The organism is Enterovirga sp. CN4-39, assembly GCF_049446235.1.
Taxonomy (GTDB): Bacteria; Pseudomonadota; Alphaproteobacteria; order Rhizobiales; family Beijerinckiaceae; genus Enterovirga.
In genome coordinates this window covers 183,264-206,000 of sequence record NZ_JBMSEF010000010.1, presented here as the reverse complement: position 1 = coordinate 206,000, position 22,737 = coordinate 183,264, and the positions used below count along the sequence as shown (strand labels likewise).

At 68.0% G+C, this 22,737-nt stretch carries 24 protein-coding genes; 18 read left to right on the top strand and 6 right to left on the bottom strand.

What is annotated here, in order from left to right; genetic code table 11:
* The first annotated feature begins 56 nt into the window (after positions 1 to 56).
* From ACO2SS_RS17605 to ACO2SS_RS17585, 5 genes are all read left to right on the top strand, one after another.
* Positions 57 to 1,634 carry an ABC transporter substrate-binding protein gene (locus tag ACO2SS_RS17605; RefSeq protein WP_423279060.1) on the top strand — a complete coding sequence of 526 codons (1,578 nt, stop codon included), beginning with the start codon at positions 57 to 59 and terminating at the stop codon, positions 1,632 to 1,634.
* A gap of 89 nt (positions 1,635 to 1,723) precedes the next feature.
* The gene (locus ACO2SS_RS17600) at positions 1,724 to 2,062 is read left to right on the top strand and encodes a GIY-YIG nuclease family protein (RefSeq protein ID WP_423279059.1); all 339 of its coding nucleotides are present in this window, start codon (positions 1,724 to 1,726) and stop codon (positions 2,060 to 2,062) included.
* On the top strand, positions 2,062 to 3,033 hold the full coding sequence (locus ACO2SS_RS17595; protein ID WP_423279058.1) for an ABC transporter permease: 972 nt from the start codon (positions 2,062 to 2,064) through the stop codon (positions 3,031 to 3,033). The genes ACO2SS_RS17600 and ACO2SS_RS17595 overlap by 1 nt, the downstream gene beginning before the upstream one ends.
* Positions 3,033 to 3,869: an ABC transporter permease gene (locus tag ACO2SS_RS17590; protein ID WP_423279057.1), complete on the top strand. Its 837-nt coding sequence runs from the start codon at positions 3,033 to 3,035 to the stop codon at positions 3,867 to 3,869. Before ACO2SS_RS17595 ends, ACO2SS_RS17590 begins: the two co-directional genes overlap by 1 nt.
* Positions 3,870 to 3,972: 103 nt before the next feature.
* Complete coding sequence (locus ACO2SS_RS17585) at positions 3,973 to 5,595, top strand: ABC transporter ATP-binding protein (protein ID WP_423279056.1); 1,623 nt, start codon at positions 3,973 to 3,975, stop codon at positions 5,593 to 5,595.
* On the opposite strand, the gene ACO2SS_RS17580 is transcribed toward ACO2SS_RS17585, so the two are convergent.
* Positions 5,592 to 7,334, bottom strand: a complete 1,743-nt coding sequence (locus ACO2SS_RS17580) for an adenylate/guanylate cyclase domain-containing protein (protein WP_423279055.1) — start codon at positions 7,332 to 7,334, stop codon at positions 5,592 to 5,594. The genes ACO2SS_RS17585 and ACO2SS_RS17580 overlap by 4 nt on opposite strands.
* Before the next feature lie 116 nt (positions 7,335 to 7,450).
* Between ACO2SS_RS17580 and ACO2SS_RS17575 the strand changes: the two genes are divergently transcribed.
* The 10 genes from ACO2SS_RS17575 (at position 7,451) to ACO2SS_RS17530 (ending at position 15,071) form a co-directional block, all read left to right on the top strand.
* Positions 7,451 to 8,140 (top strand): aspartate/glutamate racemase family protein, encoded by a 690-nt coding sequence (locus tag ACO2SS_RS17575; RefSeq protein WP_423279054.1) that lies wholly within the window; start codon positions 7,451 to 7,453, stop codon positions 8,138 to 8,140.
* Between the two features lie 58 nt (positions 8,141 to 8,198).
* On the top strand, positions 8,199 to 8,612 hold the full coding sequence (locus ACO2SS_RS17570) for a cupin domain-containing protein (protein WP_423279053.1): 414 nt from the start codon (positions 8,199 to 8,201) through the stop codon (positions 8,610 to 8,612).
* Between the two features lie 145 nt (positions 8,613 to 8,757).
* The gene (locus ACO2SS_RS17565) at positions 8,758 to 9,069 is read left to right on the top strand and encodes a GCG_CRPN prefix-to-repeats domain-containing protein (RefSeq protein ID WP_423279052.1); all 312 of its coding nucleotides are present in this window, start codon (positions 8,758 to 8,760) and stop codon (positions 9,067 to 9,069) included.
* 97 nt (positions 9,070 to 9,166) lie between these two features.
* A complete protein-coding gene (locus ACO2SS_RS17560) occupies positions 9,167 to 11,110 on the top strand; it encodes an adenylate/guanylate cyclase domain-containing protein (protein WP_423279051.1) in 1,944 nt (647 codons plus the stop codon).
* A gap of 43 nt (positions 11,111 to 11,153) precedes the next feature.
* On the top strand, positions 11,154 to 11,603 hold the full coding sequence (locus ACO2SS_RS17555; RefSeq protein WP_423279050.1) for a DoxX family protein: 450 nt from the start codon (positions 11,154 to 11,156) through the stop codon (positions 11,601 to 11,603).
* Positions 11,604 to 11,698: 95 nt separating this feature from the next.
* Positions 11,699 to 12,337, top strand: coding sequence for an MBL fold metallo-hydrolase (locus tag ACO2SS_RS17550; protein WP_423279049.1), 639 nt, complete (start codon positions 11,699 to 11,701; stop codon positions 12,335 to 12,337).
* A 43-nt stretch (positions 12,338 to 12,380) separates the two neighbouring features.
* A complete protein-coding gene (locus tag ACO2SS_RS17545) occupies positions 12,381 to 12,692 on the top strand; it encodes a hypothetical protein (protein ID WP_423279048.1) in 312 nt (103 codons plus the stop codon).
* 45 nt (positions 12,693 to 12,737) lie between these two features.
* Positions 12,738 to 13,871 (top strand): glycosyltransferase, encoded by a 1,134-nt coding sequence (locus ACO2SS_RS17540; protein WP_423279047.1) that lies wholly within the window; start codon positions 12,738 to 12,740, stop codon positions 13,869 to 13,871.
* Positions 13,872 to 13,876: 5 nt separating this feature from the next.
* Entirely contained in the window at positions 13,877 to 14,524 is a 648-nt protein-coding gene (locus ACO2SS_RS17535) for a class I SAM-dependent methyltransferase (protein WP_423279076.1), read from the top strand.
* A gap of 34 nt (positions 14,525 to 14,558) precedes the next feature.
* Positions 14,559 to 15,071, top strand: a complete 513-nt coding sequence (locus tag ACO2SS_RS17530; protein ID WP_423279046.1) for a DUF29 domain-containing protein — start codon at positions 14,559 to 14,561, stop codon at positions 15,069 to 15,071.
* Here ACO2SS_RS17530 and ACO2SS_RS17525 read toward each other — a convergent pair.
* The 5 genes from ACO2SS_RS17525 to ACO2SS_RS17505 form a co-directional block, all read right to left on the bottom strand.
* On the bottom strand, positions 15,068 to 15,898 hold the full coding sequence (locus ACO2SS_RS17525) for an ABC transporter ATP-binding protein (RefSeq protein ID WP_423279045.1): 831 nt from the start codon (positions 15,896 to 15,898) through the stop codon (positions 15,068 to 15,070). The two genes, ACO2SS_RS17530 and ACO2SS_RS17525, sit on opposite strands and share 4 nt — an antisense overlap.
* 94 nt (positions 15,899 to 15,992) lie before the next feature.
* A complete protein-coding gene (locus ACO2SS_RS17520; RefSeq protein WP_423279044.1) occupies positions 15,993 to 16,217 on the bottom strand; it encodes a hypothetical protein in 225 nt (74 codons plus the stop codon).
* 51 nt (positions 16,218 to 16,268) lie between these two features.
* Positions 16,269 to 17,588, bottom strand: a complete 1,320-nt coding sequence (locus ACO2SS_RS17515) for an ABC transporter substrate-binding protein (protein WP_423279043.1) — start codon at positions 17,586 to 17,588, stop codon at positions 16,269 to 16,271.
* 139 nt (positions 17,589 to 17,727) lie between these two features.
* Positions 17,728 to 18,732: a TerC family protein gene (locus tag ACO2SS_RS17510; protein WP_423279042.1), complete on the bottom strand. Its 1,005-nt coding sequence runs from the start codon at positions 18,730 to 18,732 to the stop codon at positions 17,728 to 17,730.
* Between the two features lie 179 nt (positions 18,733 to 18,911).
* Complete coding sequence (locus ACO2SS_RS17505) at positions 18,912 to 19,988, bottom strand: branched-chain amino acid ABC transporter permease (protein ID WP_423279041.1); 1,077 nt, start codon at positions 19,986 to 19,988, stop codon at positions 18,912 to 18,914.
* Positions 19,989 to 20,148: 160 nt separating this feature from the next.
* Between ACO2SS_RS17505 and ACO2SS_RS17500 the strand changes: the two genes are divergently transcribed.
* The 3 genes from ACO2SS_RS17500 to ACO2SS_RS17490 all read left to right on the top strand — a co-directional run bounded on the left by ACO2SS_RS17500 (position 20,149) and on the right by ACO2SS_RS17490 (position 22,686).
* Positions 20,149 to 20,463 (top strand): putative quinol monooxygenase, encoded by a 315-nt coding sequence (locus ACO2SS_RS17500; RefSeq protein ID WP_423279040.1) that lies wholly within the window; start codon positions 20,149 to 20,151, stop codon positions 20,461 to 20,463.
* Positions 20,464 to 20,560: 97 nt separating this feature from the next.
* The gene (locus ACO2SS_RS17495; RefSeq protein WP_423279039.1) at positions 20,561 to 21,763 is read left to right on the top strand and encodes an amidase; all 1,203 of its coding nucleotides are present in this window, start codon (positions 20,561 to 20,563) and stop codon (positions 21,761 to 21,763) included.
* Between the two features lie 38 nt (positions 21,764 to 21,801).
* On the top strand, positions 21,802 to 22,686 hold the full coding sequence (locus ACO2SS_RS17490; RefSeq protein WP_423279038.1) for an SMP-30/gluconolactonase/LRE family protein: 885 nt from the start codon (positions 21,802 to 21,804) through the stop codon (positions 22,684 to 22,686).
* The last annotated feature ends 51 nt before the right edge of the window (positions 22,687 to 22,737 follow it).

Genomic DNA, 22,737 nt, shown 5'->3' with positions numbered 1-22,737 from the left:
CCGGTCTAATCCTTGCAATGCGGATGTCGTGGCCGTGACCGGGGGGATGATCAGACGTGAAGCGTAGTATTCTCGGTGTCGTTTCCGTTGCGGCCCTCCTGGCCTTCTCGGGGTCGTCAGGCGCTCAGCAGCCCACATCATCGGGCACGCCCAAGAAGGGCGGCGCATTGCAGGTCGTCGTCACGCCCGAACCCCCCATGCTGATGCAGGGCCTCAACCAGAATGGCCCGACCAACATGATCGCGGGAAACATCTACGAGTCGCTGCTGCGCTACGACGAGAAGCTCAATCCCATGCCTTCGCTCGCGAAGAGCTGGGAGATCTCGCCCGACCAGACCGCCTACACGTTCAAGCTGCAGGAGGGCGTCAAGTGGCATGACGGCAAGCCCTTCACGGCCGACGACGTCGTCTTCACGCTCGACAAGTTCCTGCGCGAGGTTCACCCGCGCTGGCGCCCGATCGTCAACGTGCAGGTGAAGGCGATCGAGAAGGTCGACGACCTCACGGTCCGCGTCTCGCTCAAGCAGCCCTTCGGGCCCTTCATGCTGTCGCAGGAGGTCGCCTCCGCGCCCATGATCCCGAAGCACATCTACGAGGGGACGGATTATCGGGCGAACCCCGCCAACAACACGCCGATCGGCACGGGGCCGATGAAGTTCGGCGAGTGGCGCAAGGGCTCTTTCGTCAAGCTCGTCCGCAACGAGGAATACTGGGACAAGGGCAAGCCCTATCTCGACGAGATGTACTTCCAGTTCATCCCGGACGCGGCGGCGCGGGCCGTCGCGTACGAGACCGGCAAGGTGGACGTGCTCACCGGCGGCGCGGTCGAGATCTTCGACGTCGCCCGGCTCGCGAAGCTCCCGAACTCGTGCGTGACCACGAAGGGATGGGAGATGTTCGCCCCCCATGCCTGGATCACCCCGAACACGACCCGCGGCATTCTCGGCAACAAGACCTTCCGCCAGGCCATGATGCACGCGATCGACCGCGACTTCGGCCGGGAGGTGATCTGGTCGGGCTACGGCAAGATCCCGACCGGGCCGATCTCGTCCAAGACGAAGTTCTACTCGGCCGATGGCGTGAAGACCTACAAGTACGATCCCGAGACGGCCAAGAAGCTCGTCAAGGAATCGGGCTACAAGGGCGAGAAGCTGCAGTTCCTCGGCCTGCCTTATGGCGAGACGTGGCAACGCTGGGCGGAGGCGATCAAGCAGAACTTCGCCGATGTCGGCATCAACATGGACATCGTGTCGACCGACGTGCCCGGCTGGACGCAGCGCACGTCGAACTTCGACTTCGACATGACCTTCAACTTCCTCTACCAGCTCGGCGATCCGGCAACCGGCGTCGCGCGCTCCTACGTCTCGAGCAACATCGTCAAGGGCAATCCCTTCGGGAATGTCGGCAGCTACTCCAATCCGGAGGTCGACAAGCTCTTCGCCGAGGCCGCGATCGCCCCGTCCGAGCAGCGCCAGGCGATCTACACGAAGGTGCAGCAGATCCTGGCCGAGGAACTGCCCGTCCTGTGGCTGCTCGAGCTCGACTTCCCGACCGTCTATCGCTGCAACGTGAAGGACCTCGTCACGACGGCGGTCGGCATCGACGACGCGGCGAAGAACGTCTGGAAGGAATGACGCCAGGCGGTGCCCGTCATTCCGGGGCTCGCCGCTGTCCTGGCCGGGCTTGTCCCGGCCACCCCGACCCGTAAGGTTCGGCGCGTCCCTTGTACTGGCTCTACATCCTGGCAAGCCGGCCTGGCGGGGCCCTGTATGTTGGCGTGACGAACAATCTTCCGCGGCGCGTGTGGGAGCACAAGCAGGCTCGGGGCGGCCTGCACACCCGCCGGTATCGGATCGATCGGCTGGTCTACTACGAAGCCTATGAGGACGTCCGCGCAGCCATTCAGCGCGAGCGGAACATCAAACACTGGCCCCGCGTATGGAAGTGCAACCTGATCCTCGAAATGAACCCTACCTGGCGCGATTTGTACGAAGAGCTGAACGGCGCGCCTGACGCGCTGCCAATCGGGGTGGCCGGGACAAGCCCGGCCAGGACACCGTAGTGTTCCGCTTCCTTGCCTCGCGGGTCGTGAAGGGCGTGGTCGTCCTCCTGGCGATCGCGGTCCTGAACTTCGCCCTGATCCGGGCGGCGCCCGGCGATCCCGCCACCGTGATGGCCGGGGAGGCCGGGGCGGCGGACGAGGTGTTCGTGCAGCAGCTGCGCGAGCGCTTTGGGCTCGACCGGCCCATGATCGAGCAGCTCGGGCTCTACCTGAAGGGCATCGTGACCTTCGATCTCGGCTTCAGCTACCGCCAGGGCCGCTCCGTCGCCTCGCTGATCGGCGAGCGCTTGCCGGCGACCCTGCTGCTGACCGGCTCCGCCTTCGTGATCTCGCTCCTCTTCGGGACGGCGCTCGGGGCTCTCGCCGCGCGACGGGCGGGGACTTGGTCGGACACGGCGATCACCACGACGGCGCTCCTCTTCTACGCGACGCCGCTCTTCTGGGTCGCCCTGATGAGCCAGATCGTGTTCTCCCTGAAGCTCGGGCTCGTGCCCAATGTCGGGTACGAAACGATCGGGGCCGGCTATACGGGCCTGGCGCGCGTGCTGGACATCCTGCACCACCTCATCCTGCCGGCGCTCACCCTGGGCCTCTTCTTCACGGCGCTCTATGCCCGCATGATGCGCGCCTCGATGCTCGAGACGGCCGGGGCGGACTATGTCCGCACCGCGCGGGCGAAGGGTGTCGCGCCCGGCTTGGTCACCCGGCGGCACATCGCCCGGAACGCGATCCTGCCGGTCGTCACCCTGGCGGGCCTGCAGGCCGGGCAGATCGTCGGAGGCGCCATCCTGACGGAAACGGTGTTCGCCTGGCCGGGCATCGGCCGGCTCATGTTCGAAGCCTTGGCCCAGCGCGACTACCAGGTGCTGCTCGGGGTCTTCTTCGTCTCCTCCGCGATGGTCGTCCTGTTCAATCTCATCACCGACATGGTCTACCGGGTCGTCGATCCCCGCATCCAGGTGGGTGGCTGATGACCTTCCTCGGCCGCTTTGCCCGCAACCGCGGCGCGCTGATTGGGCTGCTCGTCCTGGCCCTGATCATCGCGGCCGCGATCGCCGCCCCGACCCTGTATCCGACCTCGCCCTGGCGCATGGTGTCACGGCCCTTCATGGCGCCCTTTGCGCTCGACCGCTTTCCGCTCGGGACGGATGCGCTCGGGCGCGACGTCGCCTCGGGCCTGATGCACGGCGCGCGCGTGTCGCTGCTGATCGGCCTGGTCTCGACGCTGGTGGCCCTGCTGATCGGCGTGCCGCTCGGCGCGGTCGCGGGCTATTTCGGCGGCGTCGTCGACGACCTCGCCATGCGGTTCACGGAGCTGTTCCAGACCGTGCCGAGCTTCGCGCTCGCGATCATCATCGTGGCGATCCTGCAGCCGTCGATCTACTCGATCGTGCTCGCGATCGCGATCGTCTCCTGGCCTCCGGTGACGCGGCTCGTGCGCGGCGAGGTGCTGTCGCTGCGCTCGCGCGATTATGTCCACGCCGCGATCACGGTCGGACAGCGCACGCCCCGCATCATCTTCGGCCAGGTGCTGCCGAACACGATCGCGCCCATCATCGTGATGGCGTCGCTGATGATCGCCTCCGCGATCCTGCTCGAATCATCGCTCTCCTTCCTGGGACTCGGCGATCCGAACCTCATGACCTGGGGCTACATGGTCGGGGCGGGGCGCACGCGCCTCATCGACGCCTGGTGGATCTCCTTCTTCCCAGGGCTCGCGATCTTCCTGGCGGTGCTCGCCCTCAACCTCGTCGGCGAAGGGCTGTCCGATGCGCTCAATCCTCGACTCGCCCGCGAAGGTCGGTAGAATTCCGGTCCAGATGCCACCTTCCCGTGCCGGCGGAAGCCGGATCCCGTCATTCGCACCGTTTGTCCTGGCTTTTGCCGTCGTAAGCGGTGAATAGGCGCTCATGTCCGTACTCCAGATCGAGAACCTATCCCTCGCGCTGCCTGCGATGGCCGACAGGCCATACGCCATCCAGAACCTGTCGCTCTCCATCGCTCCCGGCGAGACGCTTTGCGTCGTGGGCGAGTCGGGGTCCGGCAAATCCCTGACCGCTCTCGCCACGATGGGCCTCCTGCCACGGGCCGTGAAGCCGGCGGGCGGCTCCATCCGGCTCGCCGGCCGCGACCTCCTGGGCCTCTCCGAGCGCCAGATGCAGGACATCCGCGGCCGTGAGATCGGCATGATCTTCCAGGAGCCGATGACCTCGCTGAACCCCGTCATGCGGGTCGCCGACCAGATCATGGAGACCTTCGAGGCGCATGGCGCGCTCGACCGCAAGCGGCGCTACGACCGCACGATCGAGCTCATCACGGAAGTCGGGCTGCCCGACCCGGTGGCCATCGCGAAGGCCTATCCGCACGAGCTCTCGGGCGGGCAGCGCCAGCGCGTCATGATCGCCATGGCGCTCGCCATGGAGCCGAAGCTCATCATCGCGGACGAGCCGACGACGGCGCTCGACGTGACCACCCAGGCGCAGATCCTGAAGCTCATCGACGCGCTGCGGAAGAAGCACGGCACCGCCGTGATGTTCATCACGCACGATTTCGGCGTGGTGGCCGAGATCGCGGACCGCGTCGCCGTGCTCCAGCATGGCATCATGGTCGAGGAGGGCCCGGCGGCGGCCGTGCTGCACATGCCGCAGCACGACTACACCAAGCGCCTGCTCGCGGCAGTCCCGTCCCTTGTCCCGCCCCCGCCCAAGGACCTTTCCGCCGCCCCGAAGGCCTTCCAGGTCAAGGACCTGACCAAGACCTACAAGGGTCGCGGCCTGTTCCGGCGCGGCCGCGAGGTGAAGGCCGCGGACCACGTCACGTTCGAAATCCAGCGCGGCGAGACGCTCGGCCTCGTCGGGGAATCCGGCTCGGGCAAGTCGACCGTCGGGCGCTGCGTGATGCGGCTCATCGAGCCGGACGAGGGCTCCATCCGGATCGGCGACCTCTCCATCCGCGAGCTCAGCCAGTCGCAGTTCCGCCCGATGCGCAAGCGCATCCAGATGGTGTTCCAGGACCCCTTCGCGTCGCTCAATCCGCGCCGCACGGTCGGGCGCATCATCGCCGAGGGACCGATCGCGCAGGGCGTGCCGAAGAAGGAAGCCCTGGAGAAGGCCCGCAAGCTGCTCGACCTCGTGGGCCTCAACGCGAATGCCGCCGACCGGTACCCGCACGAATTCTCCGGCGGCCAGCGCCAGCGCATCGGCATCGCGCGCGCGCTCGCGCTCGAGCCGGAGGTGCTGGTGGCGGACGAGCCGGTCTCGGCGCTCGACGTCTCGGTCCAGGCGCAGATCCTCGCCCTGATGCAGGACCTGCAGAAGCGGCTCGGCCTCGCTATCCTGTTCGTCACCCACGACCTGCGTGTCGCCGCGCAGATGTGCGACCGGATCGCCGTGATGCAGAAGGGCAAGATCGTCGAGTTGCAGCCGACGGCGAAGCTCTTCGAGAACCCCCAGCACGCCTATACCAAGGCGCTGCTCGCGGCCGTTCCGGGCGGCCGCGAGGTCGGGGCGACGCTCGGGGCGCAGCCCGCCTAACTCGGCACCGTCTCCGCCTGTTCGAGCGCGTCCGCGGCGCGCTCGACGGCGCGGACCGCGATCGTGCCCTCGCGGCCGTCGAGCTGCAGTTCCTGCAGGGGCGCGTCGGACCTGTAGCCGGCCGTCCTGTAGACGGCGTCCGAGATCGCGGCCTCGACCTCCAGCCGCTTGGTCGCGCTCTGGAGCCGCGCCGCGACGTTCACGGCATCCCCGATGGCCGTGAAGACGGGCCGGCCGCTCGCCCGCCCGCCGATCTCTCCCAGGATGACGGTGCCGCAATGGATGCCGATCCCGAAGCGGATCGGCTCGCCGACATCCTGGGCCATCAGGCCGTTGAGGGTCGCGATCTCCTGGCCGACCCCTGCGGCGGCCGCCAGCGCCTCCCGTGCGGCGCTCTGCGCGTCGCTCGCCAGCCCGAACAGGGCGAGGAGCCCGTCGCCCAGGAACTGGTTCGGCACGCCGCCCGCGACGAGGACGGCCCGGGACACGGCGTCGAGAAAGCGGTTGATCAGGAACACCGTGTCGTAAGGCAGGTGCGTCTCGGCGAAGCGCGTCGAGCCGCGCATGTCGACGAACATGGCGACGACGAAGCGCTCCTCCCCGAAGGCGCTCGCGATCCGGCGCGCCTCGAGCGGCCCGGCCCAGGGCGCGATGAGGGGCGCCACCTGGACGTCTCCCTTCGGCCGGAGCTGGCAGGCCAGCCTGACCTGCGGCCCCGCCTCGATCCGCTCGAGCACGGCCCGCTCGGCCGCGCTCGGCGAGGGCAGCTCGTTCGAGCCCGGGCCGAAGACCCGCACGCGGCAGGTCGAGCACCGGCCCCGACCGCCGCAGACGCTGGCGTGCGGGATCCGCCCGATGCGGCTCGCCTCCAGGACCGTCGTGCCCCGCGGCACCTCCAGGCTGCGGCCGTCCGCATAGGTGACCCGAACGAGCCCGCGCCGGCGCTGGGCGAGATGCCGGAGCCCCCGGGCCGCGACGGCGCCCGCGAGTGCCAGCAGGAAGCCATAGGTGACCGTATCCTGCCATCGCTCGAGCACCGCGATGCGGGCCGCGGCCTCGGCCGACAGCGGGCCCGTCGGGTACCCGTTTGCGACGCGCCAGCCCTCGTCGGCCGCGAGCGAGGCCACCTCGCGGCCGCCCTGGATGATGCCGAGCAGCGCCAGGAGCGGAACGAGGATCGCCACGCAGAGCAGGGCGGGCGCGATGGCCGGGAAGCGCGGCTTCAAGCGGAGCCAGAAGTAGAGCCCGATCGAGGCATGGATCCAGGCCAGCACCAGGCTCGTCATCTGGCGCAGGCCCGTCGCGGGCGAGAGCTCGAAGAAGAGGTGGAGGAGCTGCGAATAGGTGCGGCCTTCGCCGAAGAGCTCGTAGCCGAGCCGGGACGCGACGACGTGGCCGGCGAGCAGGAAGGGAAGCGAGAGGCCGATCCCGAGCTGCAGCACCTCCAGGGTCGTCCAGCTGTGGCGCGGGCGGGAATAGATGGACCAGAGCGCAAGCCCGGCATGGATCGTGAGCGCGCCGTAGAGCAGCGTCCCGATGCCCGGCAGGCCCCAGAACCATGCGACCCAGGCGAGCGCCGCTTCCATCGCGGCGAGCGAGACGTTCCCGAGCGCGTGGTTGAGGAAGTGGCTCGTCACATAGGCGAGGAGGACGAGCCCGCTCGCGAGCCGGACATTCCGCACGGTCAGCCGGCGCCGGGCGGAGCGCCACAGGGAGGGGGATTCCGCGGCGGCGCTCATGAGCGGAGGCTACATGGGAGCGGGTGGATGGTCATGGCGAGCCCGGCACCTTGGCACAGACTCGGTCCGGCCGCGATAATTCCCCCAAGCCATCATCGAGGACCGGAAAACCACCCATGCCCCAGCATATCGGCATCGTCGGCTGCTCCGCCGAAGGCGCGGCGCTCTGCTATCGCACCATCTGCACCGAAGGCGCGGCGCTTCTCGGGCCGCATGCGCATCCGGAAGTCTCCATGCATACGTTCTCGCTGGCCGAGTACATGGAGCCGATCTATCACGGCGAGTGGGAGACGGTCGGAGCCCTCATGCTCGCCTCGGCCGAGAAGCTGGCCCGGATCGGCGCGGATTTCCTGATCTGCCCCGACAACACCATCCACCAGGCGATGGGTTTCGTGGCGCCGCGATCCCCGCTGCCCTGGCTGCACATCGCCGAAGTGGTGGCCGACGAGGCGGTGCGGCGCGGATACGGCCGGGTTGCCCTCACGGGGACGAAATGGCTCGTCGAAAGCGAGCTCTACCCCGAGAAACTTGGCGAGCGCGGGCTCGCCTGCATCCGGCCCCAGCCGGATGAGCGCGAGGAGATCAACCGGATCATCATGGACGAGCTGGTCTATGGCGTCTTCCGGCCGGAGGCGGTCGCCGCCTTCCAGCGCATCATCGGCCGGATGAAGGGCGAGGGCTGCGAGGGCGTGATCCTGGGCTGCACCGAGATCCCCCTCATCATCAACGACGACAACGCGCCGCTGCCGGTGCTCGATTCCACCCGGCTCCTGGCGCGGGCTGCCTTGCGCAAGGCCGTCGCCTGATCTGTTGCGGCGGCGTTGCGGCAGGTTATCCTGAAGTAGAGAACCAGGGAGGAAGCCGATGTTGTCGCGTAGATTGTTTGTAAACTGCGCCCTGTGCGCGATCACGCCTGGGTTCGCGGCGACGGCCGTCCAGGCGCAGGGCCAGCCGGCGCAGACGTCCGGCGTCACGCGCAAGATCCTCGGCACGACCGAGCTGCCGGACGGAAAATACGTCACCGTGCAGGTGGTCGCCGAAATCGCCCCCGGTGCCACGGTCGCACGGCACACCCATCCCGGCATTGAATCGGCCTACGTGCTGGAAGGCGAGGCCGACCTCCTGGTCGACGGCAAGGGCACGGTTCCGCTCGCGCCCGGCACCGGCGTGCAGATCCCGGCTGGAACGCCGCACAGCGTCAAGAACGGGGCGAAAGCCACCAGGCTGGCCATCGTCTACACGGTCGAGAAGGACAAGCCGCTCGCCTCGCCGGCCTGAAGACAAACTACGCCGTTCATCGGAGCTTCATCACCCTCACCAAAAGGTCACGTTCCGCTCATCGCCGGGTAACGCCGGCGAAGTCGAAATGGGCGGGACCCGAAGGTCGCGTGGGCCGTTGTCGGGGGGTTCGAGGGAGAATCGAATGAGCTTGAAATTCAAGATGTTCGGTGCGGCCGTTCTGGTTGCCGGGGGAATGGGGTTGGCATCGGCGGCGAGTGCCGCGCCTGCAGCTCCGGTCTCGGGTCTCGCCGGTGCGGGGCTGATCGAGCACGCCGCCCAGGGCTGCGGCCCGGGCTTTGCGCGCGATCGCCGCGGCTTCTGCCGACCGATGCGCGCCTATGGTCCTCCCCGCGCCTACGGCCCCCCGCGGGGCTATGGCCCGCCCCGCGCCTGGGGTCCGCGCCGTTGCTGGGTCGAGCGGACGCCCTGGGGCCCGCGCCGCGTCTGCCGCTGAGCCTCCACGAGAGCCCCCGAAAGGGGGCTTTCTTTTTTTCCAGGCCGCGTTCGGGCCGACTTGAGCCATCCTGGGTTTCATCCGCTAAGAAGGCGGAATGGCCTCCTTGTCTGACGGGCGTCGTGCCCGGTTCGCCTTGCCGCTCGGGGCGGCGGCCGCCCTCATCTTCGCCGCGATACTGGTCGCCACCTCCGTGGCGATCATCGGGGTCAATCATCTGCAGCTGACGCGGGTCGCCGAGCGCGAGGCCCGCGAAGATTTCGATACGCTCGCCCTCGCAATTCGCGCCGAGGTGGCCGGCGCTTCGCGGGCTGCCGCCGCCTTGCTGGGTACCGCGAGCCTGACTGTCGGGCCTGCCGGCCTCGACGATGCGGAGCCGCTTCTGCTGCGACTGCTGCAGACGGCCGAAAAGCGTGTTCCCGCCATCTCGGGATTGTTCATCGCCTTCCCGGATGGCCGCACCATCGAGGTCCAACGGCTCTCGGGCGACCTTCCGCCGGAGGTGAAGAAGCTCGCATCGGCGCCGGCCGCCTATGCCACGATGGTGATCGAGCCACACTCGGAGAGTCCGAGCGAGTTCTGGCGCCTTCTCGGCCCGGACGGCGGTCTCCTCGCCTCGACCGAACCGAAGCCGACGGATTTCGACCCGCGCAAGCGGCCGTGGTTCACGCTCGCGCTCGCGCAGGAGGGCATGGCGGTCACCAAGCCCTACCGCTTCGCCAACGTTGCCGAGACCGGCATCACGCTCGCGCAGCGGTCCGACCGGATCCCCGGGGCGGTGCTGGGCCTCGACATCACGCTGTCGGATCTCGACGATCTCCTGGCGCGGCGCCGGGCGCCCCCGTCGCTCGAGCCCGTGATCTTCGCGGATGACGGCATGCTGGTCGCGCATCCCGAGGGCGGGCGCCTGCGCACCGCGCCGGATGCCTCGGGCCCGCGCAACGCGGCGCTTCTGGAGGCCATGCGTCGCGCGGCGCTCGCCGGAACCCCGAGGGACACCGAGCTCAGCGTGGACGGAACCCGCTATTTCACGCGGTTCGAGACCGGTGGAGACCTGCTGGACGGATACGTGATCGGCGCGGCGATCCCGTACGAGACGATGCTCCAGGATGCCTCGCGCATCCGGACCGGGCTGCTGGCGACGAGCGTCGTCGGCGTCCTCTGCGCCGTCCTCGTGATCCTGGTCGCCGCCCGCAACCTGACTCAGCCGCTTCGGCGCGCGACGGATGAGCTCGGGCGCGTGACGGCCCTGCACTTCGAGGACAGTCCAGCGGAGGAATCCCGCATCCGGGAGGTTCGGGAGCTGTGGTCGGCCCTCGGCACGCTCGAGCTCGCCCTGCGGAACTTCGTCCGCTACGTTCCCTTCGCGCTCGTGCGCGGGCTCGTCGACCGGACGTTCTCGCCCCGGCTCGGCGGGACGCGCCAGCCCGTCACGGTGCTCTTCTCGGATATCGAGGGGTTCACGGGTATCGCGGAGACCGTCGATCCCGAGGAACTGACGGCGCGGATGTCCGCCTATTTCAGCGCAGTCGGCGAAGAGCTGCTCCGCTCGGGAGCAACGATCGACAAGTATATCGGCGACTCGATCATGGCCTTCTGGAATGCGCCCGAGGCGCAGGAGGATCATGTCGCGATGGCTTGCTTCGGCGCCCTTCGGGCGGCTCAGCGGGTCGCGGCGCTGAATGCGGAGCTGCTGGCCGAGGGCGCGCCGCCGTTCCGGACGCGCTTCGGAATCCATACCGGAGAGGCGGTCGTCGGGAATATCGGCTCGGTCGACCGGATGAACTACACGGCGCTCGGCCACACCGTGAACCTCGCTTCGCGGATCGAGGGCATGAACAAGCGCTACGGGACCACCATACTGGTCAGCGGCGCCGTCAGGCATGCCGTCGGAGACCGGTTCCGCTTCCGCCTCCTGGACCGTGTGGCGCCGGCCGGCGCCACCGAGGAAGTGGAGCTCTACGAGCTGATCGGACCCGACATTTCGCGTGAAACAGGTCCGGAGTTCCGGCGCAACACGGAGGAAATCCTTCGGGCGTAGCTCGGCGCGAGCGGGGCTTCGGCTCCGGTCCCAGGAGATGCCCATGCCGACGCTGATCGAGACGCTGCTCACCAACCGGGCCGTCGCCGTGCTTGCCCGCGTCATCCTCACCTTTCCGTTCTGGGGAAGCGGGCTCGACAAGCTGATCAACTTCTCCGGCGGCGTCGCGGAGATGCGCCAGTTCGGGCTCGAGCCCGCCTTGTTCTTCAACATCGCCGTCTTCACCACCCAGCTCGTGGGGTCGGCTCTCATCATCTCGGGGCGCTATGTCTGGCTCGGCGCCGGGGCGCTCGGCATCTTCACGGCCCTGACCATCCCAGTCGTGCACCGGTTCTGGACCATGGAGGGCGCGGCGGCCCTGCACGCCTTCCACACTGCGGCCGAGCATATCGGGATGATCGGCGGCCTGATCACCGTATCCATCCTGGCCGCGCGGACCCGCTCCGCGCGCTCGGGCGAGATCACCATGCCTCGGATCGTCATGGCGCGCTGAACCGCGGCGTCTCTCCGGGGTTACGGCTGGAGGCGCTTCGGCTAGGCTGCCCGCCTGCGGCGGTCCCGGTCGGGGCGCCGGTTCACGAGACAGCCATGCCCGATTTCGCCGTCCAGGTCGTACCCGTCACGCCCTTCCAGCAGAATTGCTCTCTCGCCTGGTCGCAGGAGACACGCCGCGGGGTCGTGATCGACCCGGGCGGCGACATCGCCGTCATCCGCCAGGCGATCGAACGTGCGGGTATCACGGTGGAGGCGATCCTCCTCACCCACGGCCATATCGACCATGCCGGGGGCGCGGCCGACCTCAAGGATGAACTCGGCGTCGAGATCATCGGCCCGCACGAGGCCGATGCTCCCCTTCTCGCCCGGCTCGAGCAGCAGGGCCGGCAATATGGCCTGGACGATGTCCGCAACGTGACGCCGGATCGCTATCTGCAGGACGGCGACACGGTGACCATCGCGGGCGTCACCTTCGAGGTGCTCCACTGCCCGGGACATTCGCCGGGCAGCGTCGTCTTCTTCTCGCCGACGCTGCGCTTCGCCTTCATGGGCGACGTGCTGTTCCAGGGCTCGGTGGGACGGACCGACCTGCCGGGCGGCAGCCACGAGACCCTGCTGCGCTCGATACGGGAGAAGATCATCCCACTCGGCGATGACGTGACCTTCCTGCCCGGCCACGGACCAGGCTCCACGATCGGCGAGGAGCGGGTCGGCAACCCCTTCCTGAGGTAACACCGGGCTCGCGAGCGGTGCCCCTCGATCGGGAGCTGCGCAGATGAGCGGGACCTCTCTCCCGCCGGACTTCCGGGGCCCCGAGGACGATCTGTTCGAATCCGTCCTGCAGCTTCGTCACGCGTTCCTGCGGGCCGGGCTCGAGCCGCCCCACGTGATCGAGCTCGCCTCCTGGGAGGAGGGCATGAAGGTGCTGCAACTCGCCCGTACCCGATATGCCGACCGCTACCGGCGGACCCTCTATGCTCACCGCGGCATCGACGAGGCGATCACGCAGATCGACGTCTCGGGCATAACCCTCCGGTGGCCGGCGAGGCGCTGGACGCGCCCTGTCGGGCCGGTGGAAGACATTTGACAGCTGTTAACGCGGACCATTGCCCCGCCATGCGAGGGTGACCGGATGTCCGCCCGCATCGCCTTCGTCATCGCAGAGGATCGACAATTCACCGCGCGGGGGCTGCCCCTGCTCAGGGCGGCGCAGGAACTGCGCCTCGAGGCGGATGTCGTCACGGCCGTGACCGGCAGGGCCGAGATGATCGAGCGATCCGGCGCAGGCGTGCTGTCCGTCAAGGCGAACCTGGCCAGCATCAATCCGATGACGGCTGGCTACGCGGCGGGCCAGGTCGCGGCCAGGCTCAAGGCGGCGCGGCCGGATATCGTCCATTGCATCGGGCTCGGGCCGACCCTGATCGGCGGGGCCGCCTGCGTCATGGCCGGGATCGAGCGGCGGGCCTATTCCCTCGGGCCGCTCGGGCGGCTGGCGCTGCCGGACGATCACCTGGGGTGGCTCGGCCGTCGCGCCGTCGGCAGCCTGCTGAAAGGTCCGCTGGGAAGCGGCCGGACGCGGCTGGTTTTCGAAACGGCGGCGGATGCCGAGCTCTTCGGCCAGGGGCCGGCCTCGATCGTCCTGAACGGCTTCGGGGTCGACACCGATCGCGTCCGGCCGCTTCCGATGCCGGCAGCCCCTCCAGTGAAGATCGCGATCGTGGCTCCGATGAGCTGGGGCAAGGGCATCGACATCGCCGTGGAGGCCGTGCGCATCGCGCGACTTCAGCGGCCCGAGATCGAGCTGTCGCTGTTCGACGCGCCTGAAGGGCGGCGGTCGCAGCCTTTCGCTCCCGAGACCCTGCGCGGATGGGCCCAACGCGACGGGATCCACTGGCATGAGGCCGCGCCGCCCCCCGCCGCGGACATCTGGACGAACCATCATGTCGCGTGCCTGCCGTCCCGCGGCGGGGAGGGGACGCCCTATCACCTCGTCAAGGCGGCCGCCTGCGGGCGCCCCCTCGTGGCCACGGACGTGCCGGGCTGCCGCGAACTCGTGACCGACGGCTCGGAAGGCTTTCTCGTTCCTCCGGAGGATGCGCCTGCCCTGGCCGCGGCCTTCGTCAAGCTGGCTGCCGATCCCGTGCTGCTTCCCACCATGGGGGCGGCTGCCCGTGCCCGCATCCTGCATGGCTATCTGGAGCGGGACATCACGGAGGCCGCGAAGGCCCTCTATTCGGAGATGCTCGGGCCAGGTGGGCGGCCGTGAGCCGGATCGTCGACCGCGCCGCCTTCATCCGCAGCGAGACGCGCCTGCTGCCGGTTCCGCATGCGCCAGAGATCCGGCTCCACGTTGCGGAGGAAGCGACGGAGCTGTGGCAGAAGACCGAGGAGGAACTCGGCGAGATGGGCCTGCCGCCGCCCTTCTGGGCTTTCGCCTGGGCGGGCGGACAGGCTCTGGCCCGCTACATCCTCGACCACCCGGATTTCGTACGCGGCAGAAAGGTGCTGGACGTCGCGTCCGGGTCGGGCCTCGTCGCCATTGCAGCCGCCAAGGCCGGTGCCGCCACCGTCGAGGCCGCCGACATCGACGCCTTCGCGGCCGAGGCGATCGCCATCAATGCCGAGGCGAATGGCGTGCGGGTGACACCACGCCTCGCCGACCTCGTCGGCACGGACGAGGGCTGGGACGTGGTCCTCACGGGTGACATCTTCTACGAGCGCGACATCGCCGAGCGGATGTGGCCCTGGCTCGCTTCGCTCGAGCAGCGCGGCGCCGGCGTGCTCATCGGCGATCCCGGCCGCTCATACCTGCCCAAGGACAAGGTGGAGCAGGTCGCGCAATATCGCGTCCAGGTCACGCGCGAGCTGGAGGATGCCGAGATCAAGCTCTCGCGCGTCTGGCGCATCCGGGACGACTAGCGCGGGGCCGAGCGTCTTCTGCTAGACTGACGCCATGGACCGCCGAACGTCCTACGACGACGACATCTATGCCTGGTCGCAGGAGCAGGCGGCGGCCCTGCGCCGCCTCGCCGAGACCCGCCGCGACCTGCCGAACGAACTCGACCTGGAGCACGTGGCCGAGGAGATCGAGGACGTGGGAAAGGCCGAGCTGCGCACCGTCGAGAGCTTTCTCGAGCTGATGCTCCGGCATCTCCTCAAGATCGCATCGGCTCCAGACGCCCGGCCTGTGCGCCACTGGCGGGACGAGGTCGTGCTTCAGCGGCGCGCTCTGGATAAAGACTTGAAGAATTCCATGCGGCAGCTGCTGGACCTCGACGAGATGTGGGATACGGCCGTGAAGCGGGCCGACGCGGCGCTCGACGAGCACGGCGACGCATTGCTGCCCGAGCTGCCGCAGGCCTGCCCGTTCAGCCTGGAGGAGCTGACCGCCGGCAGCTTCGAGATCGACAGCGCCGTGGCCCGGCTGCAGGAGCTCTCGGCCAAACGCGCGGGCGGCGCCTTCTAGGCCAGCCAGCGCTTGCGGCGCTTGTAGCTCTTCACGTTGCGGAAGCTGCGCTGACCGCCTTCTGCGACGCCGAGGTAGAATTCCTTCACGTCCTCGTTCTCGCGCAGGCTCTCCGCCGAGCCGTCCATGACGACCCGGCCCGTCTCCAGGATGTAGCCGTAGGTCGCGTAGCGCAGGGCCATGTTGGTGTTCTGCTCGGCGAGCAGGAATGACACGCCCTGCTTGACGTTCAGGTTCCGGACGATCTCGAAGATCTCCTCCACGATCTGAGGCGCGAGCCCCATCGAGGGTTCGTCGAGAAGGATCATCTTCGGCTTCGACATCATGGCGCGGCCGATCGCGCACATCTGCTGCTCCCCGCCCGACGTGTAGCCGGCCATCGAGGAGCGGCGCTGCCGCAGCCGCGGGAAGGTCTCGTAGACGGATTCCAGGTCCCGCTTGATCGCGGCGTTGCCGTCGCGGCGCGTATAGGCGCCGGTCAGGAGGTTCTCCTCGATGGTCAGGTGACCGAAGCAGTGCCGGCCCTCGAGAACCTGGATGCAGCCCCGCCGGACGAGGTCGTCCGGCGAAAGCCGGTCCACCCGCTCGCCCGCAAAGCTGATCGTGCCCTTGGTGACGTCGCCGCGCTCGGCCCGCAGCAGATTCGAGATCGCCTTGAGGGTGGTCGTCTTGCCGGCCCCGTTGGCACCGAGCAGCGCCACGATCCCGCCCTGCGGCACCGTCAGCGACACGCCCTTCAGAACGAGGATGACGTGGTCGTAGACGACCTCGATGTTGTTGACCGAGAGGATGCTCTCGGCAGGCTGGGCGGCGAGGGCAGCGCTCATCGCGGGTCCACGCGGTCCTGCCAGCGGGCGAAGAGCAGAACGAGCACAACGCCGGAGGCGAGCACGATCAAGGGAAGGAACAACTGCAAGGTGCTCATTCGCGCAAGCCTCCGAGCACGACGCGGGCGATGAGGTGCATCGTGATCCCGAAGATAATCCACCCGATGCTGAAAACCGAGACGACCGGCACAGATTGTGCCGGTATGCCCGTGAACAATGGCGCGAGTTGCGCGAAGCCACCGACCGCAATTGATGCGGCCGATATCGCGTTCAACCAGTTGGCCGTGAGCTTGACCCGCTCGTTGTGGACCAGCGACATCGGCCGGGTGAGGTGGCCGCAACCCGGCAGGTTGCGGCCGATCCATTTACGCTACGAGCTCTTGTCGCAGGGTTCCGTCCGCTTTGGCCAGCCGGTGTTCTTCTCGACATAGTCCTTGGCGGCGGCCTCCTGGATCGGCTGCACCTTCGCGGCCATCGGCTCGATCGGCTGCGTGACCTTGGCCCACTTGGTGCCGTCCCATTCCTGGATGAAGGCGGCCTTGTGGCCATTGTGGTCCGAGCACGTCAGCTTGAGCGGATCGGCAAAGCCCTCGAAGCCGAGTTCCTTCAGCCGTGCGGCCGAGAGATCGAGGCTTTCCAGCCCGCGCCGCACGTCCTCGCCGTTCACGACCTTCTTGCCCGTGATCTTCTGTGCCTGGGCGATGCCTTCCGCGATCAGCATCGAGTTGTAGACGCCCCGATTGTAGAGCACCTCGCCGACCTGATCCTTGGGCGACTGGCTCTTACCCTTGTCGACCACGTGCTTCTGGATGTCCTGGATGGCCGGGAAGTTCGTGCCCACGGCGTGCCAGTTCAGCGTCTTGAACCCCTTCGCACCCGGGCCGGCGCCGCGGGCGTCATCCTCGGACGGCCACCAGATCGAGATGAACTTGTTCATCGGGTAGTTGACCTTCACGGCCTCCTTGATGGCCGTCGGGTTCATGGCGCCCCACCCGTACATCACCATGTAGTCAGGCCGGTCGCGGCGGACGCCGAGCCATTGCGACGACTGGTTCTGCATCTCCGTGCCGGCGACCGGATACATCTTCAGCTCGAAGCCGTAATCCTTGGCGAGTTGCTCGAAGAGCGGGATCGGCTCCTTGCCGAAGCCGGCATCCAGATAGATGTAGCCGATCTTCTTGCCTTTCAGCTTCTCGAGGCCGCCTTCCTGGTCGCCGATATACTTGATGATCATGGCGAGCCCGTCCCAGTAGGTGTTGGGCGGGTTGAAGATCCAGGGGAAGCGGTTGCCGTCGGCAGAGGCCGAGAGGCCGTACGCCATGGAAAGGACCGGGATCTTGTCAACGGCTGCCCTGGGGATCAGGGGCAGCGTGATGCCGGTGGACCACGGATTGACCATGACGGGCTTCTTGTCCTTCACGGCTTCGTAGCACTCGACGCCCTTCTTGGTGTCGTAGCCGGTCTCGCATTCCTCGATGATGAGCTTGACCCCGCCAATGCCGCCGTCGCGCTCGTTGAGCATCGTCAGGTAGTCGCGCTTTCCATTGGCGATGAAGATCCCGGAGCCGGAGAATGGGCCGGTGCGGTAGGTGAAGAGCGGAACATAGATCCCCTCCTGTGCCGAGGCCGGAAGGGGGGCGGCTGCCAATGTGGCGGCGGCCAGGCCGATTGCGATCGCGCGCTTGAGCATGAATTTCCTCCAGGATGGCCGCCCTTTGCGGACTGTTGCCGTTGGTCTGCCGTATTCTCCGTCGGACGTCATCGGTCCGATGCCCCGACTTTAGTCGGTGCCGGGGCGACCCGCCATGCGGGCCGCCCCAGCGGTTCGATCAGACGCCTTCCTGCGCCGGAATAGCCGCCCGGCCTCCGTCCCGGCGCGTCCGCCAGAGCGAGTAGCCGACGCCCGAGGCCAGGATCGCGAAGGTGATGCCGAGCGACCACTCCGCCGGGAACTTCGTCCACCCGAGGAGGTCGGCCACGAAGATCTTCGAGCCGATGAACACCAGCAGGATTGCGAGCGCCTGCTTCAGGTAGGCGAAGCGGTGCAGCACCGCGGCGAGGGCGAAGTAAAGGGCGCGCAGGCCCAGCACGGCGAAGATATTCGACGTGTAGACGATGTACGGGTCCGTCGTGATGGCGAAGATGGCCGGCACGGAATCGACCGCGAAGATCACGTCCGCCACCTCGATCAGCACGAGCGCCAGGAAGAGCGGGGTCGCGAAGGTCGCGACCGCTCCCCGGGGGCCATGCGGCAGGCGGACGAAGAAGTTGCTCCCGTGCAGCCGGTCCGTGACCCGCATGTGCCTGCAGACGAAGCGCAGGACGGGGTTCTTCGAGAGGTCCGGCTCCTCGCCGCTCATCCAGAGCATCTTGATCCCGGTCACGACCAGGAAGGCCGCGAAGACGTAGAGGACCCAGGAGAAGTTCTGCACCAGGATGGCGCCGCCGCCGATCATGATCGCGCGGAGCACGATGACGCCGAGAATGCCCCAGAACAGCACGCGGTGCTGCAGTTCGCGGGGGATCGCGAAGAAGCCGAAGATCATGGCGATGACGAACACGTTGTCCATCGCCAGGCTCTTCTCGATGACGAAGCCCGTCAGGTACTCGATGCCGGCCTGCTGCCCGAGCTGCATCCACAGGAAGGCGCCGAACGCCAGCCCGAGCGCGATGTAGAGACCGGAGAGCATGAGGCTCTCGCGGACATCGATCTCGCGGGTCTTGCGGTGAAGTACGCCGAGGTCGAAGGCGAGCAGGCCGACGACCAGGACAAGAAAGGCCGCCCACATCCATAGCGGTTGGCCGAGAAACATGACGCTTGTGAACAGATCCATCGCTCCCTCTCACGTTGAGAGGACGGCTCGATGGCAGGCGCGGTGAGACGCATTCAGACCCCGGCATCGAGCTCGCCCGATGCGGTCCGACATCACGACGCTGTCAGCACGTCGTCAGAGGGGCCCGTCCCGCGGGCAGGACATGGGGACGCTCTCCGAGCTCCGCAAGCCCGCCCCGATCAGTAGGGGAACGGCCAGACGCGCAGCTTCTGCTTGGCCGTCTGCCACAGCCGGGCGAGCCCGTGCGGCTCCGCGATGAGGAAGCCGATGATGAGCGATCCCACGATGAGGAATTGCAGGTGCTCGACCGTGGAGGGCTGCACGTCGATGCCGATGGCGGGGAGGAAGGCCCGGAGCCCGATCGGCAGCATGTAGATGAGGCCGGCCCCGAGGAACGACCCGACGAGCGAGCCGAGGCCGCCGATGATCACCATGAAGAGGACCAGGAACGACTGGTCGATGCCGAACACGTCGGGCTCGGCCGAGCCGTACCAGAGGAAGACGAGGAGCGCGCCCGCGACGCCGCAGAAATAGGACGAAACGGCAAAGGCCAGGAGCTTGGTGGGCAGCAGCCTGATGCCGATCAGCTCGGCCGCGATGTCCATGTCGCGCACGGCCATCCACATGCGGCCGATCCGGCCGTGAACGAGGTTCGACGCGATCCAGGTGAGGAACACGACGATCCCGAGGACGACGAGGTAGCGCGTTTCGGGGGTCGCGTTCGGCCCGGTGACGGGCACGCCGAAGAAGGTCCGGGTCGGCACCTCGATCGCGCCGGACACGTTGTAGTTCACCAGCCACGGGATGCGGATGAAGCACCAGGACAGGAAGAACTGGGCGGCGAGCGTCGCGACCGCGAGATAGAAGCCCTTGATGCGAAGCGAAGGCAGTCCGAACAGGACGCCGACGGCGCTCGAGAACAATCCCGAGGCCAGCACCCAGACCACGATGTTCACGCCCGGGAAGACGCTCGTCAGCTTGTAGCAGGCATAGGCGCCCACACCCATGAAACCTGCGGTGCCGAGCGACAGGAGGCCCGTATAGCCCACGAGGATGTTCAGCCCGATCGCCGCCAGCGCGAAGATCAGGAACGGGATCATCACGACGTTCAGCAGGAAGCCCGACCCGAAGACCGGGATCACGACCGCGGCCACGAACAGGATGAGCGCAAGGCCGATCCGGTCTTCCCGCAAGGGGAATACGGCCATGTCGGCCGCATAGCCTGTCTTGAACTGGCCGGCCTCGCGGTAGAACACGGCGCCCCTCCAGACCGCCTCTTGTTCGCGGGCGGTCACTCCTGGCCTAGCGCGTGCCCGGCGCCGCGCCAAGCTCGCCGATGGGCCAATGCGACGCCCTTTGCCGAGCACGGTCTTGCGGCGCTAGATTGTCTGACGAACAAGCAGGAGAGAACGCCCCATGATCCACGTCATCGCCGTCATCACGGCCAAGCCCGGCATGCGCGAGGCGGTGCTCAAGGAGATGCACGCCAACATACCGGCCGTGCTCGCCGAGGATGGCTGCATCGAATACGGCCCGGTGATCGACGCGGAGGATGTCGGGCCGTTCCAGACGAAGATCGGGCCGGACGCCTTCATGGTCGTCGAGAAGTGGGAAAGCCTCGATGCCCTCCGGGCGCACGCGGCCGCGCCCCACATGCAGGCCTACGGGGCGCGCACCAAGGAGATGCTGGCGAGCCGGGTGATCCACGTGCTCACGCCGCATAAAGCCTGAGCGCTGCTGCCGCTCATTTCGGCGACGGCCGGTTTGCGACCGGCCGCCTTCCCGCATAAGCCTTAGGGAACTCCGCAAGTCGGAGGCTGGAGACACGATGCTTCTTCCGGAAGACCCCGCCCGCGCCTTTGTTCCCTACCCGGCCGCTCCGGTTGCCAGCGCGCAGGACGGGCCGCTCGCCGGGCTGACATTCGGGGCGAAGGACCTGTTCGACGTGGCCGGCTATCCGACCGGCGGTGGCTCCCCGCACGTGCTGGCCATGTCGGGCATCAAGGGGACGACCGCCCCGACGGTGCAGCGTCTCCTGGATGCCGGCGCGCGCTTCGTGGGCAAGACCCACACGGACGAGCTTGCCTTTTCCATGAACGGCAAGAATGCGCATTTCGGCACGCCCGTGAACGGCGCGGCGCCGGACCGGATTCCGGGCGGCTCCTCCTCCGGTTCGGCTTCGGCCGTGTCGAACGGCCTGTGCGACTTCGCGATCGGGACCGATACGGGCGGGTCCGTCCGGGCCCCGGCGAGCCATTGCGGCCTTTTCGGCATCCGTCCGACCCACGGGCGCGTGAGCCTCGAGCGCGCGCTCGATCTCGCGCCGTCCCTCGATACCTGCGGACATTTCGCCCGCGACGGCCAGACGTTCCAGCGCGTCGGCGAGGTCCTGCTCGGCCCGGACGCGAACCCGCTGCCGGACAGGCCGCGCCTCGTCCTGGCGGCCGATTGCTTCGCCATGCTCGACATGGACGTGCGCGGCGCACTCGCGATCGTCATCCAGGCGTTCGAGCGCAGCCTTGGCCAGGCCGGGATGGTCGAGGTCGCCGCCAATGGATTCGAGCCGCTCTACTGGGCGTTCCGCCGGGTCCAGGGCCGCGAGGCCTGGCTCACCGACGGGCCGATGATCGAGCGCTACGCGCCCCCGCTCGGGCCGGGCGTTGCGGAGCGCTTCCTCTACAGCCGGGCCGTGACGGACGACGAGGTCGCGGACGCCACGCGCTGCCGGGCGGAATTCCGCGATCGGCTCGACGGCATTCTCGGGTCCGACGGCGTGCTCGTCCTGCCGACCATGCCGGACATCGCACCGCTGGTCGCCGAGAACGAGGCGGTGCTGGATATCTACCGCAACCAGGCCATCAACCTCCTCTGCCTCGCCGGCCTTGCGGGCACTCCCCAGGTCTCGATGCCGCTCGCTTCGCGCCAGGGCGCGCCGCTCGGGATCTCGATCATGGGACCGCGTGGCTCCGATCTCTCTCTGGTGAAGCTCGCGGCGCGCCTCGCTGGCGAGGCGGCGGAACCGCTCGGCTGACGGGCCGTTCCGTTGCCGATGCGCAGCGGAGCTTGCCTGTGACGAATCCCTCCGTCTTCCCGGGCAAGCACCGGATCGCCGTCGCCTGTGGCGCAGCGCTGGCAGAGGGTCCGGTCTGGGATCCGCGGAGCGGGACCCTCGTCTTCGTGGATATCAGGGGGCACGGCGTCTGGCGCTGGCAGCCGGGCAAGGATCCCGCCTGCATCGATGTCGGCGAGCCCGTCGGGTTCGCGGTCCTCACGCAGGAGCCGGACAAACTCCTCGTCGGGCTGAAATCCGGGCTCGCCCGCCTTGATCTCGGCACGGGCCGTACCGAGCCCCTCCTGCAGCCGGAACCCGGCAAGGCCGGCAACCGGCTGAACGATGCCGCGGTCGGGCCCGATGGATCGCTCTATTTCGGCTCGATGGACGATGCCGAGGTCGAGCCGAAAGGTGCCTTGTACCACCTGTCCGAGCGCGGGCTCTCGTCCTTCGGCGAGCCTGCAATCATCACCAATGGCCCCGCGATCGATCCGGAGCGGCGGCTCCTCTATTCCGCCGATACCACCGCCGGGCGGGTGTTCCGCCACGCGCTCGCACCGGACGGAACGCCCGGAGGGCGCGAGCTCTTCGTCCAGTTCGAGGAGGGCTGGGGACATCCCGACGGCATGACGGTGGATGCCGAGGGGCATGTCTGGATCGCCCATTTCGGCGATTCCCGCGTCACCCGGTTCTCCCCCGAAGGCGCGCCGGAGCTGATCGTCCCGGTGCCGACCGCGCAGGTGACCAAACCCGCCTTCGGCGGGCCGGATCTGAAGACCTTGTTCGTCACCACGGCCGCGAAGGGACGCGACCCGAACATCGACCCAATGGCCGGCCACGTCTTTGCGTTCGACCTGGAGATTTCCGGGATCCCGGCCGAGCCTTGCCGGGTCCTCGGCTGAAGCCTCTCCTCGTCCGTGGCTTGAACACCGCGGCCGAACCGATACGAGGGG

Excerpts from the sequence above, each read along its gene's own strand:
- ACO2SS_RS17590 (WP_423279057.1), top strand. The coding sequence starts at position 3,033 with ATGACCTTCCTCGGCCGCTTTGCCCGCAACCGCGGCGCGCTGATTGGG.
- ACO2SS_RS17585 (WP_423279056.1), top strand. The coding sequence starts at position 3,973 with ATGTCCGTACTCCAGATCGAGAACCTATCCCTCGCGCTGCCTGCGATG.
- ACO2SS_RS17580 (WP_423279055.1), bottom strand. The coding sequence starts at position 7,334 with ATGAGCGCCGCCGCGGAATCCCCCTCCCTGTGGCGCTCCGCCCGGCGC.
- ACO2SS_RS17575 (WP_423279054.1), top strand. The coding sequence starts at position 7,451 with ATGCCCCAGCATATCGGCATCGTCGGCTGCTCCGCCGAAGGCGCGGCG.
- ACO2SS_RS17570 (WP_423279053.1), top strand. The coding sequence starts at position 8,199 with ATGTTGTCGCGTAGATTGTTTGTAAACTGCGCCCTGTGCGCGATCACG.
- ACO2SS_RS17565 (WP_423279052.1), top strand. The coding sequence starts at position 8,758 with ATGAGCTTGAAATTCAAGATGTTCGGTGCGGCCGTTCTGGTTGCCGGG.
- ACO2SS_RS17560 (WP_423279051.1), top strand. The coding sequence starts at position 9,167 with ATGGCCTCCTTGTCTGACGGGCGTCGTGCCCGGTTCGCCTTGCCGCTC.
- ACO2SS_RS17555 (WP_423279050.1), top strand. The coding sequence starts at position 11,154 with ATGCCGACGCTGATCGAGACGCTGCTCACCAACCGGGCCGTCGCCGTG.
- ACO2SS_RS17550 (WP_423279049.1), top strand. The coding sequence starts at position 11,699 with ATGCCCGATTTCGCCGTCCAGGTCGTACCCGTCACGCCCTTCCAGCAG.
- ACO2SS_RS17545 (WP_423279048.1), top strand. The coding sequence starts at position 12,381 with ATGAGCGGGACCTCTCTCCCGCCGGACTTCCGGGGCCCCGAGGACGAT.
- ACO2SS_RS17540 (WP_423279047.1), top strand. The coding sequence starts at position 12,738 with ATGTCCGCCCGCATCGCCTTCGTCATCGCAGAGGATCGACAATTCACC.
- ACO2SS_RS17530 (WP_423279046.1), top strand. The coding sequence starts at position 14,559 with ATGGACCGCCGAACGTCCTACGACGACGACATCTATGCCTGGTCGCAG.
- ACO2SS_RS17525 (WP_423279045.1), bottom strand. The coding sequence starts at position 15,898 with ATGAGCGCTGCCCTCGCCGCCCAGCCTGCCGAGAGCATCCTCTCGGTC.
- ACO2SS_RS17520 (WP_423279044.1), bottom strand. The coding sequence starts at position 16,217 with ATGTCGCTGGTCCACAACGAGCGGGTCAAGCTCACGGCCAACTGGTTG.
- ACO2SS_RS17515 (WP_423279043.1), bottom strand. The coding sequence starts at position 17,588 with ATGCTCAAGCGCGCGATCGCAATCGGCCTGGCCGCCGCCACATTGGCA.
- ACO2SS_RS17510 (WP_423279042.1), bottom strand. The coding sequence starts at position 18,732 with ATGGATCTGTTCACAAGCGTCATGTTTCTCGGCCAACCGCTATGGATG.
- ACO2SS_RS17500 (WP_423279040.1), top strand. The coding sequence starts at position 20,149 with ATGATCCACGTCATCGCCGTCATCACGGCCAAGCCCGGCATGCGCGAG.
- ACO2SS_RS17495 (WP_423279039.1), top strand. The coding sequence starts at position 20,561 with ATGCTTCTTCCGGAAGACCCCGCCCGCGCCTTTGTTCCCTACCCGGCC.